The following is a 14,343-nucleotide window of genomic DNA, read 5'->3' on the forward strand; positions in this document are numbered from 1 at the left end:
CTTTTAGAAGATGTTACTTATTCTTTCGGAGTGGCATTCTCAACGCGACTCTTCAATTTCTGTCCCGGACGGAAAGTCACCACACGACGCGCCGTGATCGGAATATCTTCGCCGGTTTTCGGGTTACGTCCCGGACGTTGGTTTTTGTCACGCAGATCGAAATTGCCAAAGCCAGACAGTTTAACTTGTTCGCCATTTTCCAAAGCTCGACGGACTTCTTCGAAAAATATTTCAACAAGGTCTTTGGCATCCCGTTTGCTAAGCCCAAGCTTCTCAAACAGGTGTTCTGACATTTCAGCTTTAGTAAGCGCCATAGGTTCAATCCCTCAAGGATGCTTGGAATCGCTGTTTTAGAGCCTCTACGCATTTTGCAACGGTAGCGGCGATCTCCTCTTCTTCCAGTGTACGGGCGGTATCCTGCAACACCAGACTGATAGCCAGGCTCTTGTAACCTTCAGCTACGCCCTTGCCACGGTACACATCAAACAAGTTTACGCCAACTACCTGATTTGCGCCAACTTTCTTGCACTCAGCCAAAATATCGTCTGCGGGCACGTTTTCAGCCACAACAACGGCGATGTCACGACGGTTCGCCGGGAAGCGGGAAATCTCTTTCGCATCAGGCAGTACGCGGTCTGCGACCTTATCCCACAGCATTTCGAAGACCACAGTACGGCCATTGAGATCGAGTTTACGTTCCAGTTCCGGATGGACTACACCAATGAAACCAATACGTTCGCCGCGTAAATAAATCGCTGCGCTCTGCCCCGGATGCAATGCAGGATTGGCTTCAACCCTGAACTGCACGTCGTTCATTTTGCCGGTAAGCTCAAGAATAGCCTCAAGATCACCTTTCAAATCGTAGTAGTCAACTGCCTGACGCGCCAGATCCCAATGCTCTTCATTTTTATTGCCGGAAATCACGCCAGACAGCATGACGTCCTGACGGATACCTAAATCAGCTTGAGTATCAGGCACAAAGCGCAGGCCACTTTCGAATAAACGCACGCGACTTTGCTGGCGATTTTGGTTGTTAACGACCGCAGTCAGCAAGCCAGACCACAGGGAAAGGCGCATTGCTGACATTTCCACGGAGATCGGACTTGGCAGAATCAGCGCGTCTTCGCCCGGATGCAGTAAAGCCTGCACTTTAGGATCAACGAAGCTGTAAGTGATGGCTTCCTGGAAACCACGATCAACCAGCAGATTTTTCACACGTTTCAGCGACAGATTGGCTTCACGGTGACGGGTCATTTCAAGATTCGCTTTTACCGGCACATCTGGAATGTTGTTGTAACCGTAAATTCGGGCAACTTCTTCCACCAGATCTTCTTCGATCTGCATGTCAAAGCGCCAGCTCGGTGCGACTGCCACCCAGTGATCGCCGTTATGGGCAACGTCACAACCCAGTCGGGTCAGAATATCCGTGACCTGTGCATCCTCAACATGGTGACCAATGAGGCGATCCAGTTTTTCGCGACGCAACGTAATGGTTGCCGCTTTCGGTAAATCTGACGCAGAAGTCACATCAATGACCGGACCGGCTTCACCGCCACAAATGCTTAACAGCAGCGCGGTGGCACGTTCAATGGCTTTAAATTGCAGTTCAGGGTCAACGCCACGCTCATAGCGGTGCGATGCATCGGTGTGCAAGCCCTGACGGCGTGCGCGGCCTGTGATCGCCAGCGGAGCAAAGAAGGCCGACTCCAGCAATACATCCTGCGTTTCGTCATTAACGCCAGAGTGCTCACCACCGAAAATACCGGCCATCGCCAGCGCTTTTTGGTGATCGGCAATCACCAGCGTGTCTTCTTTCAGCTTGGCTTGCGTACCATCGAGCAGCGTAAGCGCTTCATCTTTTTGCGCCATACGTACCACGATACCGCCATTGATACGGCTGAGATCGAAGGCATGCATTGGCTGACCCAATTCCAGCAGCACGTAGTTGGTAATATCCACTACGGCATCAATAGAACGGGTGCCACAGCGACGCAGTTTTTCACGCATCCACAGTGGCGTTGGCGCTTTAACGTTGATGCCTTTCACCACGCGGCCCAGATAGCGAGGACAGGCTTGCGGTGCCTGAACATCGATAGACACTGATGCGTCGATCGTTGCAGCTACGGGTTTCATCTCAGGTTCGTTAAGTGGAAGCTGATTAACCACGGCCACGTCGCGCGCTACACCGATAATACCGAGGCAATCTGCACGGTTTGGCGTTACGCTGATTTCGATGGTGCTGTCATCCAGCTTCAGGAATTCGCGGATATCTGTTCCGACCGGCGCATCCAGCGGCAGCTCGATGATTCCGTCATGATCTTCGGAAATACCCAGCTCGGAGAACGAGCACAGCATCCCTTCTGAAGGCTCACCGCGCAGTTTTGCGGCTTTGATTTTGAAATCACCCGGCAGCACGGCACCGACAGTTGCCACGGCAACTTTGAGGCCCTGGCGGCAGTTTGGTGCGCCACACACGATGTCCAGCAGGCGATCGCCACCCACGTTCACTTTGGTGACTCGCAGTTTGTCTGCGTTAGGATGCTGACCGCACTCCACAACTTCGCCTACCACTACGCCATTAAATGCGCCAGCGACAGGTTCAACACCGTCAACTTCCAAGCCGGCCATCGTGATTTGATCGGATAATGCTTCGCTGCTGATGGCTGGGTTTACCCACTCACGCAACCAGAGTTCACTGAATTTCATGTGATATTCCCGCCTTACTTAAACTGTTTGAGGAAACGCAGATCGTTTTCGAAGAATGCACGCAGGTCAGTCACGCCGTAACGCAACATGGTCAGGCGCTCCATCCCCATACCGAAGGCAAAACCGGAATACACTTCCGGATCGATACCGACGTTACGCAATACGTTCGGGTGCACCATGCCGCAGCCCAGCACTTCCAGCCATTTACCGTTTTTGCCCATGACGTCAACTTCCGCGGAAGGCTCTGTAAACGGGAAATAGGAAGGACGGAAACGGATCTGCAAATCAGCTTCAAAGAAGTTGTTCAGGAAATCGTGCAGCGTACCTTTCAGGTTGGAGAAGCTGATGTCTTTATCAACAATCAGGCCTTCCATCTGATGGAACATCGGGGTGTGAGTCTGGTCATAGTCGTTACGGTAAACACGGCCCGGCGCGATAATACGAATCGGCGGTTGCTGATCCTTCATGGTACGGATCTGCACACCGGATGTTTGGGTACGCAACAAGCGCTTGGCATCAAACCAGAAAGTATCATGGTCTGCACGTGCCGGGTGATGGCCGGGAATATTCAGGGCATCAAAGTTGTGATAATCATCTTCGATTTCCGGGCCAGTCTCGACGGTAAAGCCTAATTCACCGAAAAAAGTTTCGATGCGGTCAATAGTACGGGTCACCGGATGCAAACCACCGTTTTCAATGCGACGGCCAGGCAAGGAAACGTCAATCGTTTCTTCGGCGAGACGCGCATTCAGCACCGCAGACTCCAGCGTATTTTTGCGCGCATTCAGGGCTTCCTGAACCTGCGTTTTCGCTTCATTGATCACGGCACCCGCTGCCGGGCGTTCTTCCGCAGGCAATTCACGGAGGGTCGTCATCTGGAGTGTCAGGTGGCCTTTCTTACCCAGATACTCAACACGCACGTTATCGAGCGTGGCGATATCCTGAGCACTCTCTACGGCTGCCTTGGCATTGGCAACCAGCTCTGCGAGATGTGGCATTGCTTTCCTCTTCTTCTGGCCAATATGGCCCGATGTAAAATAACCGTGATTAATCAGGGGCGCGATTTTGACCCTGAACCTTAGTGTATAAAGCACAGATACAAAAAAGCCTCCACGAGGGAGGCTTAGGCGCTACTTTTCGTTTCTTCTCTTACGCGCGAAAGCCTTCCTGAGTCAGGCGCTAAAGTAAAAAAAGAAACGGAAAATAGCAGCATTCATGCTTGCGTTACCTTGTTGATGGACACTCTTGAACCGAAAATGAATCGACGTTGCAGCTATTAAACAACGAATCGGACTGATTTCAAACACAAAATATAAAAGAGGGAGCAAGCTCCCTCTTTCACCTGACTTACGCCAGTGCTGCTTTCGCTTTCTCAACCAGAGCGGCAAATACCACTTTGTCGAAGACTGCGATGTCAGCCAAAATCTTACGGTCAATTTCAATAGAAGCTTTTTTCAAGCCGTTAATGAATTTGCTGTAAGACATGTCGTTCTGACGAGCTGCTGCGTTGATACGCGCGATCCACAGCTGACGGAACTGACGTTTCTTTTGACGACGGTCACGGTAAGCGTATTGACCAGCTTTGATAACAGCCTGGAATGCAACACGATATACGCGCGAACGGGCACCGTAGTAACCTTTCGCCTGCTTTAAAATTTTCTTGTGACGTGCACGTGCAATCACACCACGTTTTACGCGAGCCATATGCTCTCCTGAGTTTTATATTCTAAATGAAAAAAGTGTATTTATGCGTACGGCAGACATGCAGAGACAAGGCCCAAATCGTTCTTGGATACCATGCCTTTTGGACGCAAGTGACGTTTACGCTTAGTAGCTTTTTTGGTCAGAATATGACGCAGGTTTGCGTGCTTACGCTTAAAACCACCGTTGGCGGTTTTTTTGAAGCGTTTAGCGGCGCCGCGTACTGTTTTGATCTTTGGCATTTTACATTCCACTTCGCATTGTTATTAACATGAATCAGAAAGGCGAATCCAGCATACGCGGTGCGAACAACGCGCAGCAGGATTACTTGGAAGCCTTACTGTTTCTTCTTAGGTGCGAGCACCATGATCATCTGACGACCTTCGATCTTCGTAGGGAAGGATTCGACAACGGCCAGTTCAGAATCTTCACACAGGTCTTTACGGACGCGGTTAAGCACTTCCATACCGATCTGTTGGTGCGCCATTTCACGCCCACGGAACCGCAGGGTGATTTTGGCTTTATCGCCATCTTCCAGAAAGCGAATCAGGTTGCGTAGTTTGACCTGATAGTCGCCATCATCGGTACCAGGTCGGAATTTAATTTCCTTAACCTGAATAACTTTTTGTTTCTTCTTCTGCTCTTTAGTCGACTTGCTCTTCTCGTAGAGGAATTTGCCGTAATCCATGATTCGACAAACTGGCGGCTCGGCATTCGGACTGATTTCTACTAAATCGACGCCCGCTTCCTCAGCTTTTTCAAGAGCTTCATTCAGACTGACAATACCAATCTGCTCGCCATCGACGCCTGTGAGGCGAACTTCTTGCGCGCGAATCTCTTTGTTAATGCGATTAGGACGCGCCGGTTGAACTCGTTTTCCGCCTTTAATACTTTATTCCTCCAGTTGATGAAGACTTCTGCTGCGGATCTCCGCCAGCAGTTTGTCAACGACTTCGCTAACGTCCATGCTTCCTAAGTCTTTGCCGCGGCGAGTTCGAACGGCAACTTTGCCCGCTTCGACCTCTTTATCGCCACAAACTAACATGTAAGGAACACGGCGTAGCGTGTGTTCGCGAATTTTAAAGCCAATCTTCTCATTTCTCAAGTCGGCTTTAACGCGAATGCCTGCTTCTTGCAGTTTTTTAGTTAATTCTTCGACATAGGTAGCTTGTGTATCAGTGATATTCATGATCACTACCTGAACCGGAGCCATCCATGTTGGGAAGAAGCCTGCGTATTCTTCAGTCAGAATACCAATGAAGCGCTCCATTGAACCCAGGATAGCACGGTGAATCATTACCGGGACCTGACGGTCGTTGCTTTCGCCAATATAAGAGGCGTTCAAGCGACCAGGTAATGAAAAGTCGAGCTGCACGGTACCACACTGCCACGCACGATCCAAACAATCGTGCAAGGTAAATTCAATTTTTGGACCGTAGAACGCACCTTCACCCGGCTGATATTCGAACGGAATCTCATTTTCTGTCAGTGCTGCCGCCAGATCGTCCTCTGCACGAGTCCACATTTCGTCAGTACCAATGCGCTTCTCAGGACGGGTGGATAATTTCACCACAATCTTCTGGAAACCAAATGTACTGTACATATCGTAAACCATGCGGATGCAGCTGTTCACTTCGTCGCGCACCTGCTCTTCAGTACAGAAGATGTGTGCATCGTCCTGAGTGAAGCCGCGAACACGCATCAGGCCATGCAATGCGCCTGATGGCTCATTACGGTGGCAGCTGCCGAACTCGGCCATACGCAGCGGCAGATCACGGTAGGATTTCAGACCCTGATTAAAGATCTGAACGTGTCCCGGGCAGTTCATTGGTTTGATGCAATATTCACGGTTCTCAGAAGACGTGGTGAACATGGCCTCTTTGTAGTTTTCCCAGTGCCCTGTTTTTTCCCACAGCACACGGTCCATCATGAACGGACCTTTCACTTCCTGATAGTCGTAAGACTTCAGTTTCATGCGCACAAAGGCTTCCAGCTCGCGGAAGATGGTCCAGCCGTCATTGTGCCAGAACACCATACCTGGTGCTTCTTCCTGCATGTGATACAGGTCAAGCTGTTTACCGATTTTACGGTGGTCGCGCTTACCCGCCTCTTCAAGGCGTTGCAGATAGGCGTTGAGTTGTTTTTTCTCAGCCCACGCGGTGCCGTAAATACGTTGCAGCATTTTGTTGTCGCTGTTACCACGCCAATACGCACCAGAGGTTTTCTGCAATTTGAAGTGATGGCAGAAACGCATATTAGGCACGTGTGGACCACGGCACATATCAACATATTCTTCGTGGTGATACAGGCCCGGACGGTCATCATGACTGATGTTTTCATCCAGGATCGCCACTTTGTATTCTTCGCCACGGCTTGCAAAGGTATCGCGTGCTTCCTGCCAGCTGACTTTCTTTTTAATAACGTCGTAATTCTTTTCAGCCAGTTCGTGCATGCGCTTTTCAAGCAGTTCGATGTCTTCCTGAGTCAACGTACGATCTAAATCCACGTCGTAATAGAAGCCATTGTCGATAACCGGGCCGATTGCCATTTTGGTATCCGGCCACAATTGTTTAATGGCATGACCCAAAAGGTGCGCACAGGAGTGGCGCAGAATTTCAAGACCGGCTTCGTCTTTGGTAGTAATGATCGCCAGTTGAGCGTCTGTCTCGATAAGATCGGTGGCATCAACCAGCTCACCGTTTACGCGACCTGCGATACAGGCTTTGGCCAGACCAGGTCCGATATCAAGCGCAACATCAAGGGGGGAAACGGGACGATCAAAAACGCGCTGGCTTCCGTCAGGAAGAGTAATAACAGGCATGTTAATTCCTTAATCTACAGTGGTGCCCCACACGACAGAGCACATCTAGAAAAATATTTGAGTGTAAATTCATTTAGTTATTCACGCTATTCAGCTTTACTTTGCCAAATATAGACACCTTCGATACATCAAGAGAGTGTACCGGGATGCGACGTAAAAACAGGCAAGGAGTTTACCATCCGTAAAGTGCGAATTTCCAGCGACCTGTGTTGCTAAAAGCGGATATTTTTCGTGTAATCCCCCCTGACACGCTAAGGTAACCACAGCAGCATTTCAAAAAAGGGAAGGATATGACAGAAGTCAGGCAGTTATTTGAAGTTTTGGGATTGGGCCTGATGGTACTGCTTCCGCTGGCAAATCCACTGACAACCGTGGCTTTAATGCTCGGGCTTTCAGGGAATATGACCACTCAGGAAAGAAACCAGCAATCGCTGATGGCCTCGGTGTATGTCTTTATCATCATGATGGTGGCGTATTACGCCGGACAGGTGGTGATGAATACGTTCGGAATTTCGATTCCCGGCCTGCGAATTGCGGGGGGGCTTATCGTTTCCTTTATCGGCTTCAGAATGCTTTTCCCGCAGCCACACGTTGAAGAAAGAATTCTTATCGAGAACAAAACGGCGGAAATGAAGAAACAGGATTCGCCAAATATCGCTTTTGTGCCTCTTGCTATGCCAAGTACCGCCGGGCCGGGCACCATCGCCATGATCATCAGCAGTGCTGCGACCGTGAAATCATCTGACTATCCACACTGGATTATTACCGTTGCACCGGTGATGATTTTCTTTTTAGTGGGCATGATTTTGTGGATTTCACTGCGCAGTTCAGGCGCCATTATGCGTCTGGTCGGTAAAAGCGGGATTGAGGCGATTTCGCGTCTGATGGGATTTTTGCTGGTCTGTATGGGCGTTCAGTTCGTCATCAACGGTATTATTGAGATTATCAAAACCTTCCCGCCAGCGGCCTGAACCGCGGGCGGGAAATTCAATGCTTACCGCATCGCGAGGTAAGCATTGTTCACTTTCCACAAGTAACGTGGCGCCTGTGGAGCCGGATGTTTGTTCTGAACATGCTGATAAAACTCCGTTGGCGACATCTGGTTGATCTGAGCAATCGCGAATGTTTTATCTTTCGCGAAGGTTCTCAGCAACGCGCCAGCACCGTTGACATAGGCTACGGTAGTGGCATAACGGCGCGTCTCTGGGTTATTTATACCCGCGAGCTGTTGCTGCAAAATGCTCAAATACGCTGTGCCCAAATCGATATTCACCGCAGGATCTTTCAGATCACGCGGTGAAGGCTGACCGTAGCGTCCTTTCATCCGGTAGGCATCGCGTCCTGCCGTTGAGGCCTTTAGCTGCATTAACCCAATCGCATTCGATTTACTGACAACGGTTGGGTTATATCCAGATTCGACCTGAATGATGGCTTTTACCAGTGTTTCATCTACGCCGTAAGTGCTTGCCGCCTGGCGAATCACCTCGCCGTAGGGGCCCTGATGCATTAATGATGTATCAGCCCGTGAAGGCGGTGATGGTTTCAAAAAATGCGTCGTCTGAACCGGCGTTTCTTTAGCGCAACCCGCCAGTAATAGCGCGGCCATCAAATAAAGAATGTTTGGTTTCACATTATCTCTCTCGCGACTTGGACGAGATGTAGCATATACATCTTCTTTCCTCACCTGAATATATTTTTAGTCTATTATTATTAATGTTTTGTTAAACAAAGGGGTTAGAAGCATGTCGATAAGATAATTCTGCTTATAAAACCTCTTTCACTTCACATATTCTGAAATTAGCATTTTCGTTGTTTATCAAGTTCAGGAAGTCTGCATCTCATAGGGCGAAAATTAACACCGTCTTCTGGTTCAGCCGTGCGCCGGATCGGGTTTTTGAAGCGGAAAAAACGCTAACTTAATGAATTATCGGGCCAGTCAGAAGGGGTCATACCATGTGGCAAGCCGTCAATCGTTTGTTGAGTGAACATCTGGGCAGTGCAGAAATCCGCGAACGTGTTGAGCTTCCGGGAGGTGAAATACATCCCGCCTGGCGGCTGAGTTATGGTGACAGGGATGTGTTTGTTAAATGCAACGCGCGCGAAATGCTGCCTATTTTCGCCGCCGAAGCCGATCAACTCGCCCTGCTCGCCCGCAGTCAGACAGTCCGCGTTCCTGAGGTTTATGGCGTGGGCAGTGACCGGGATTACAGTTTTCTGTTACTTGAATATATTCCGCAAAAATCTCTCGATGCGCATAATGCCTATCTTTTAGGTCAACAACTTGCCGCTCTGCACCAGTGGAGTGAACAACTGCAGTTCGGGCTGGATTTCGATAATGAACTGGCAACACTTCCTCAGCCCAACAGCTGGCAGAGACGCTGGGCAACATTTTTTGCCGAACAACGCATCGGCTGGCAATTACAGCTGGCAGCTGAAAAAGGCATGATTTTCGGCAATATAGACGACATCACTGCAATGGTTCATGGGCGGCTACAGAACCATCAGCCTCAGCCTTCCCTGCTGCATGGTGATTTATGGCCGCATAATTGTGGACTCTCTGAAAACGGTCCGGTGATTTTCGATCCTGCCTGTTACTGGGGCGATCGCGAGTGCGATCTGGCGATGCTACCTTTATATCCTAACGTTCCGCCTCAGCTTTACGACGGCTATCAGAGCAAGACGCCGCTCCCCGATGACTTCATTTCGAGGCAACCGATATACCAGTTATATTATCTGCTGAACCGCAGCAATTTATTCGGTGGCCAGCATCAGGTCGTCGCGCAACGCGCGGTGGAAAGGTTGTTACACGAAGATTTTAATTAGCAGGATACATGAGTAAATGCACAAACGAATAAGGCCTGAATAACTGAAATATTCAGGCCTTATTTATGCCTCAAAGCGGCTTAAATTAACCCGCCGGTTTCACCGGGATCAGCCCAGTAAACCTAATAATTTCAAAATGAAATAGCCGATAACCGCAATGATGGCGGGCAGAATATACAGCGGGAAATATTGTACAAGAATGGTATGTCGGGGGATCACTATGCGCTCTTCAATCTGGGGACGTGTACGCCCTTCTGCGCCTTTTGCCTGCTCAAGTATCAGCTGATCCTGAATGCCTTCCCGAATATGTTTCACCTGACGTGACATTCTTGCGCCAGAAGCCTGAAGTGCCAGCCCGACGAAGATCAGCCAGTAGATAACGAAGAACATAATATTCGCGCTGGTGAATCCCTGCCCCAGTGACGGCACAGGCGAGTTGTACCAGAACACGTTGAGGAATGTGGTGTTAAAACGCGCCATGTCCACCATAACATGGACAAAATCCAGCATTACCGCGTTGATACCCTCTTGAGTCTTAGTGTGTTCATTAATAAAGTTAAGCAATGAAATCAATGTGGAAAGCAGCGCGGGAATGAAAATTATCCACCCGGCAACTCTTTTCAGGACCGCGACACGCCCGGCTTGTTGGTACGTCATGAATTCCCCTTGTTAGGACGTCTTTATCTTCCGCTAAGTTTACCCACAGAAAGTCTGAACCGCTCATCATTTTAACCAGTTAGCAAAATACTGACCTGAAAATGGCTGCTTTAGGATTTTTTGCAACAGATTTAACCCTTTCTCAGCCGGTGATACAGTAACAGTCTAATTCACTGATATGGAGTTCGCCCGCATGGCCTATGCCCGCCCCGTTAACGCCGCAATTTTCGATATGGATGGTCTGTTGATTGACTCTGAACCTTTATGGGTTCAGGCAGAGCTGGATGTTTTTAGCAGCCTCGGTGTGGATATCTCACAGCGCCATTTACTGCCAGATACCCTCGGTTTGCGCATCGATCAGGTGGTGCGGATGTGGTATCAGGTATTGCCGTGGCAAGGCCCAAGCCAGGAAGAAGCATCGGCGATGGTCATCGCCCGCACCCTTGAACTGGTGGAACAAACTCGCCCGCTGTTGCCTGGCGTCACGCACGCGCTGGAGCTTTGCCGCGATCAGGGGCTGAAGATCGGTCTGGCCTCAGCATCGCCACTGCATATGCTGGATACCGTACTGGAAATGTTTAACCTGCAATCGTATTTTCAGGTTCGCGTCTCTGCAGAACACTTACCCTACAGCAAACCACATCCGGAAGTTTACTTACTCGCCGCCGCAGAGTTACATGTGGATCCGCTGCATTGCGTGACGCTGGAAGACTCTTTTAACGGCATGATCGCGACGAAAGCGGCACGTATGCGCTCAATAGTGGTGCCGGCTCATGAGTTCAGTGCAGATCCGCGCTGGGCCCTGGCCGATACCCGGCTTTCTACTCTCGAAGAATTGCGTCCTTCGCACATCAGCTGAACCTGAGGCGCAGCGCATTCTTGCAGCTGCGCCTCCTCTCCTCCTGCTAAATCCCTCGCGTTATCTGCACTAAAACTGACATCACAACAGATTAATGTCAGAAATTTTGAGCTGCCTCAAAAATAAATAAAACGTTATTTCATTTTTATTGAATTCACATACCGATGACCTTATGATTTCTGCAACACGGACGAGCCGGGAGCTCTCCTGCTTCTGTACGCTGTCACTGCCACGCAACGGTCAGACTAGCCCGGCAAGTCCTCCTTTATATGCACAACACAACGCACAAGAGGCACGACATGCAAGTTCGTCAAAGCATTCACAGCGACCACGCTAAAACGCTCGATACTGCTGAGTTACGCCGCGAATTTCTCATCGAGAAAATTTTCGAAAGAAATACTTACACCATGACCTATAGCCATATCGACCGCATCATCGTCGGTGGCGTAATGCCCGCTGAAAAATCGGTTTCTGTCGGTGATGAAGTCGGTAAGCAACTCGGTGTCAGCTATTTCCTTGAGCGCCGTGAGTTGGGCGTGATCAACATTGGCGGGCCTGGCATTATTGTCGTTGATGGCACAACGTATGAGATTGGTCATGAAGAAGCGCTGTATGTGGGCAAAGGCGCAAAACAGGTTGAATTCAGCAGCATCGATACGACAAAACCCGCCAAGTTCTATTACAACAGCGCCCCTGCGCACACCACTTTCCCAAACAAAAAAATCACTCTGGCAGAAGCATCGCCGCAAACCATCGGTGATGCTGCCACCAGCAACCGCCGGACAATCAACAAATTCATTGTTCCGGACGTGCTGGAAACCTGTCAGCTGACCATGGGGCTGACCAAGCTGGAAGAAGGCAGCCTGTGGAATACCATGCCGTGCCATACGCATGAGCGCCGCATGGAAGTGTATTTCTACTTCAACATGGAAGAAGAAACCGCCGTCTTCCATATGATGGGCAAACCGCAGGAAACGCGCCATCTGCTGGTGCATAACGAACAAGCCGTAATTTCACCAAGTTGGTCGATCCATTCCGGCGTCGGTACTAAGAATTACACCTTTATCTGGGGCATGGTGGGAGAAAACCAGGTCTTCGACGATATGGATCACGTCAAAGTCAGCGAAATTCGCTAATCCAGCGACTCCGCCATGATATGGCGGAGTCATCCAATCTTCAGGCGAACGTGCCGAAGCAAAAGAGACTCTGATTATGATCCTCAATGCGTTTGAATTAACAGGTAAAGTCGCCATTGTGACCGGTTGCAACACGGGTCTGGGACAAGGCATGGCGCTGGGACTCGCGCAGGCCGGGTGCGACATCGTGGGCATTAATGTTTCTGAGCCTGGCGAAACGGCTGAAAAAATCATGACTACCGGACGCCGTTTTCTGGATCTTCGTGCCGATCTGAGCAGTATTCAGGGCATTCCTGAACTGATTGTTCAGGCGGTGAATGAGTTCGGCCATATTGATATTCTGGTTAACAATGCAGGCATTATTCGCCGTGAAGATGCCATTGAGTTCAGTGAAAAAAACTGGGATGACGTGATGAACGTCAACAGTAAGACGTTATTCTTTATGTCTCAGGCAGTGGCTAAACAGTTTATTAAGCAAGGCAACGGCGGGAAAATCATCAACATTGCCTCGATGTTGTCCTATCAGGGTGGGATCCGCGTGCCTTCGTATACAGCGTCTAAAAGTGCGGTGATGGGCCTTACGCGACTGATGGCCAATGAATGGGCCAAACATGGCGTTAACGTGAATGCTATTGCGCCGGGTTATATGGCGACTAATAATACTGAGCAGCTCCGTTCAGACGGTGAACGCAGCAAGGAGATCCTCGATCGTATTCCTGCGGGACGCTGGGGTTTACCGGAAGATGTGATGGGGCCGGTGGTGTTTCTGGCCTCTCAAGCGTCTGATTACGTCAATGGATATACCATTGCCGTGGACGGAGGCTGGCTGGCACGTTAACTGAGAATACGTGACAGTATTAAGGCGTATTTTTATACGCCTTTTTCATTCTAATCATACCGTTGACAATTAGTTACAGGGTTCTGCTTCCAAGATTGTGACAGTTTCACTTATACTGGATAAAATAACAGTTATTCAGTTCGGACGCGTCATGACGGCGGAAGGCCACCTCATTTTTTCTATCGCCTGTGCGGTATTTGCCAAGAAGGCGCAGCTCTCTCCCGAGCTGGCGCACGGCGACTGGTGGCATATTATTCCCGGCTCATTACTGACCTGCCTGTTGCCGGACATCGACCATCCCAAATCTCTGATTGGCCAGCGTCTGAAATGGATTTCTCACCCCATCGCACGCGCCTTCGGGCATCGCGGTTTTACACACAGTTTGCTGGCCGTCATTGGCGGCATCTTCCTGCTACGCACGCATTTCCCCCACGACTGGGTTATTCCGGCTGATGCTTTTCATGCCATGATCATTGGTTATCTCAGTCATATACTTGCAGATATGCTCACGCCAGCGGGGGTTCCCCTGCTTTGGCCATGCCGATGGCGCTTTCGCCTGCCCATTATTAACAGTCAGAAAGGTAACCAGCTGGAACGAACGCTCTGTCTGATGCTGGTGGGGTTAACGCTGTTCTGGCCAGACTGGACGCCCATTATTGGTGCAATCAATCCTGACATTTTTAATCATCTTTTGAAGCTGTTCATCTGATCAGACTGAAATAGCGACGATGTGGTGAAAATAAATACAAAAACCATCAAAAAGTTATAATGCATTCTTTTTGGATATAAATGATCGGGCACC

16 protein-coding genes and 1 other annotated feature are annotated in these 14,343 nt (G+C 49.7%); of the genes, 6 read left to right on the forward strand and 10 right to left on the reverse strand.

What is annotated here, in order from left to right; genetic code table 11:
- Positions 1 to 17: 17 nt before the first annotated feature.
- The 8 genes from ihfA to thrS form a co-directional block, all read right to left on the reverse strand.
- Positions 18 to 314, reverse strand: a complete 297-nt coding sequence (ihfA, locus tag J1779_RS21025) for an integration host factor subunit alpha (protein WP_004089944.1) — start codon at positions 312 to 314, stop codon at positions 18 to 20.
- 4 nt (positions 315 to 318) lie between these two features.
- Entirely contained in the window at positions 319 to 2,706 is a 2,388-nt protein-coding gene (gene pheT / locus J1779_RS21030; RefSeq protein ID WP_122096211.1) for a phenylalanine--tRNA ligase subunit beta, read from the reverse strand.
- 14 nt (positions 2,707 to 2,720) lie between these two features.
- Complete coding sequence (gene pheS, locus J1779_RS21035) at positions 2,721 to 3,704, reverse strand: phenylalanine--tRNA ligase subunit alpha (protein WP_056773454.1); 984 nt, start codon at positions 3,702 to 3,704, stop codon at positions 2,721 to 2,723.
- 99 nt (positions 3,705 to 3,803) lie between these two features.
- Positions 3,804 to 3,928, reverse strand: a sequence feature (Phe leader region).
- Positions 3,879 to 3,923 carry a pheST operon leader peptide PheM gene (gene pheM, locus J1779_RS21040; RefSeq protein ID WP_106120997.1) on the reverse strand — a complete coding sequence of 15 codons (45 nt, stop codon included), beginning with the start codon at positions 3,921 to 3,923 and terminating at the stop codon, positions 3,879 to 3,881. Its footprint overlaps the feature before it by 45 nt.
- Before the next feature lie 125 nt (positions 3,929 to 4,053).
- The gene (gene rplT / locus J1779_RS21045) at positions 4,054 to 4,410 is read right to left on the reverse strand and encodes a 50S ribosomal protein L20 (RefSeq protein ID WP_056773451.1); all 357 of its coding nucleotides are present in this window, start codon (positions 4,408 to 4,410) and stop codon (positions 4,054 to 4,056) included.
- A gap of 41 nt (positions 4,411 to 4,451) precedes the next feature.
- Positions 4,452 to 4,649 (reverse strand): 50S ribosomal protein L35, encoded by a 198-nt coding sequence (gene rpmI / locus J1779_RS21050; RefSeq protein WP_056773448.1) that lies wholly within the window; start codon positions 4,647 to 4,649, stop codon positions 4,452 to 4,454.
- A gap of 95 nt (positions 4,650 to 4,744) precedes the next feature.
- Positions 4,745 to 5,296, reverse strand: a complete 552-nt coding sequence (gene infC, locus J1779_RS21055) for a translation initiation factor IF-3 (protein ID WP_013576136.1) — start codon at positions 5,294 to 5,296, stop codon at positions 4,745 to 4,747.
- Between the two features lie 3 nt (positions 5,297 to 5,299).
- Positions 5,300 to 7,228: a threonine--tRNA ligase gene (gene thrS, locus J1779_RS21060; RefSeq protein ID WP_122096209.1), complete on the reverse strand. Its 1,929-nt coding sequence runs from the start codon at positions 7,226 to 7,228 to the stop codon at positions 5,300 to 5,302.
- A gap of 290 nt (positions 7,229 to 7,518) precedes the next feature.
- On the opposite strand from thrS, the gene J1779_RS21065 reads away from it, so the two are divergent.
- The gene (locus tag J1779_RS21065) at positions 7,519 to 8,199 is read left to right on the forward strand and encodes a MarC family NAAT transporter (RefSeq protein ID WP_122096208.1); all 681 of its coding nucleotides are present in this window, start codon (positions 7,519 to 7,521) and stop codon (positions 8,197 to 8,199) included.
- A gap of 23 nt (positions 8,200 to 8,222) precedes the next feature.
- On the opposite strand, the gene J1779_RS21070 is transcribed toward J1779_RS21065, so the two are convergent.
- Complete coding sequence (locus J1779_RS21070) at positions 8,223 to 8,858, reverse strand: transglycosylase SLT domain-containing protein (RefSeq protein WP_082465712.1); 636 nt, start codon at positions 8,856 to 8,858, stop codon at positions 8,223 to 8,225.
- A 323-nt stretch (positions 8,859 to 9,181) separates the two neighbouring features.
- Between J1779_RS21070 and J1779_RS21075 the strand changes: the two genes are divergently transcribed.
- Positions 9,182 to 10,051 (forward strand): fructosamine kinase family protein, encoded by an 870-nt coding sequence (locus tag J1779_RS21075; protein WP_056773440.1) that lies wholly within the window; start codon positions 9,182 to 9,184, stop codon positions 10,049 to 10,051.
- 108 nt (positions 10,052 to 10,159) lie between these two features.
- On the opposite strand, the gene J1779_RS21080 is transcribed toward J1779_RS21075, so the two are convergent.
- Entirely contained in the window at positions 10,160 to 10,708 is a 549-nt protein-coding gene (locus J1779_RS21080; RefSeq protein WP_056773435.1) for a YniB family protein, read from the reverse strand.
- A gap of 193 nt (positions 10,709 to 10,901) precedes the next feature.
- Between J1779_RS21080 and hxpB the strand changes: the two genes are divergently transcribed.
- The 4 genes from hxpB to J1779_RS21100 all read left to right on the forward strand — a co-directional run bounded on the left by hxpB (position 10,902) and on the right by J1779_RS21100 (position 14,250).
- Positions 10,902 to 11,567, forward strand: coding sequence for a hexitol phosphatase HxpB (gene hxpB / locus J1779_RS21085; RefSeq protein WP_217204682.1), 666 nt, complete (start codon positions 10,902 to 10,904; stop codon positions 11,565 to 11,567).
- Positions 11,568 to 11,866: 299 nt separating this feature from the next.
- Entirely contained in the window at positions 11,867 to 12,703 is an 837-nt protein-coding gene (kduI, locus tag J1779_RS21090) for a 5-dehydro-4-deoxy-D-glucuronate isomerase (protein ID WP_056773426.1), read from the forward strand.
- Between the two features lie 76 nt (positions 12,704 to 12,779).
- Complete coding sequence (kduD, locus tag J1779_RS21095; RefSeq protein WP_217204683.1) at positions 12,780 to 13,541, forward strand: 2-dehydro-3-deoxy-D-gluconate 5-dehydrogenase KduD; 762 nt, start codon at positions 12,780 to 12,782, stop codon at positions 13,539 to 13,541.
- Between the two features lie 151 nt (positions 13,542 to 13,692).
- Positions 13,693 to 14,250 (forward strand): metal-dependent hydrolase, encoded by a 558-nt coding sequence (locus J1779_RS21100; RefSeq protein ID WP_122096205.1) that lies wholly within the window; start codon positions 13,693 to 13,695, stop codon positions 14,248 to 14,250.
- Positions 14,251 to 14,343 lie beyond the last annotated feature (93 nt).

It is taken from the genome of Rahnella rivi (assembly GCF_019049655.1).
Classification (GTDB): Bacteria; Pseudomonadota; Gammaproteobacteria; order Enterobacterales; family Enterobacteriaceae; genus Rahnella; species Rahnella rivi.

Coding starts and splice junctions, on each gene's coding strand:
- J1779_RS21100 (WP_122096205.1), top strand. CDS start 13,693: ATGACGGCGGAAGGCCACCTCATTTTTTCTATCGCCTGTGCGGTATTT.
- rplT (WP_056773451.1), bottom strand. CDS start 4,410: ATGGCTCGCGTAAAACGTGGTGTGATTGCACGTGCACGTCACAAGAAA.
- pheT (WP_122096211.1), bottom strand. CDS start 2,706: ATGAAATTCAGTGAACTCTGGTTGCGTGAGTGGGTAAACCCAGCCATC.
- hxpB (WP_217204682.1), top strand. CDS start 10,902: ATGGCCTATGCCCGCCCCGTTAACGCCGCAATTTTCGATATGGATGGT.
- J1779_RS21065 (WP_122096208.1), top strand. CDS start 7,519: ATGACAGAAGTCAGGCAGTTATTTGAAGTTTTGGGATTGGGCCTGATG.
- J1779_RS21075 (WP_056773440.1), top strand. CDS start 9,182: ATGTGGCAAGCCGTCAATCGTTTGTTGAGTGAACATCTGGGCAGTGCA.
- ihfA (WP_004089944.1), bottom strand. CDS start 314: ATGGCGCTTACTAAAGCTGAAATGTCAGAACACCTGTTTGAGAAGCTT.
- pheS (WP_056773454.1), bottom strand. CDS start 3,704: ATGCCACATCTCGCAGAGCTGGTTGCCAATGCCAAGGCAGCCGTAGAG.
- J1779_RS21080 (WP_056773435.1), bottom strand. CDS start 10,708: ATGACGTACCAACAAGCCGGGCGTGTCGCGGTCCTGAAAAGAGTTGCC.
- kduI (WP_056773426.1), top strand. CDS start 11,867: ATGCAAGTTCGTCAAAGCATTCACAGCGACCACGCTAAAACGCTCGAT.
- kduD (WP_217204683.1), top strand. CDS start 12,780: ATGATCCTCAATGCGTTTGAATTAACAGGTAAAGTCGCCATTGTGACC.
- rpmI (WP_056773448.1), bottom strand. CDS start 4,649: ATGCCAAAGATCAAAACAGTACGCGGCGCCGCTAAACGCTTCAAAAAA.
- thrS (WP_122096209.1), bottom strand. CDS start 7,228: ATGCCTGTTATTACTCTTCCTGACGGAAGCCAGCGCGTTTTTGATCGT.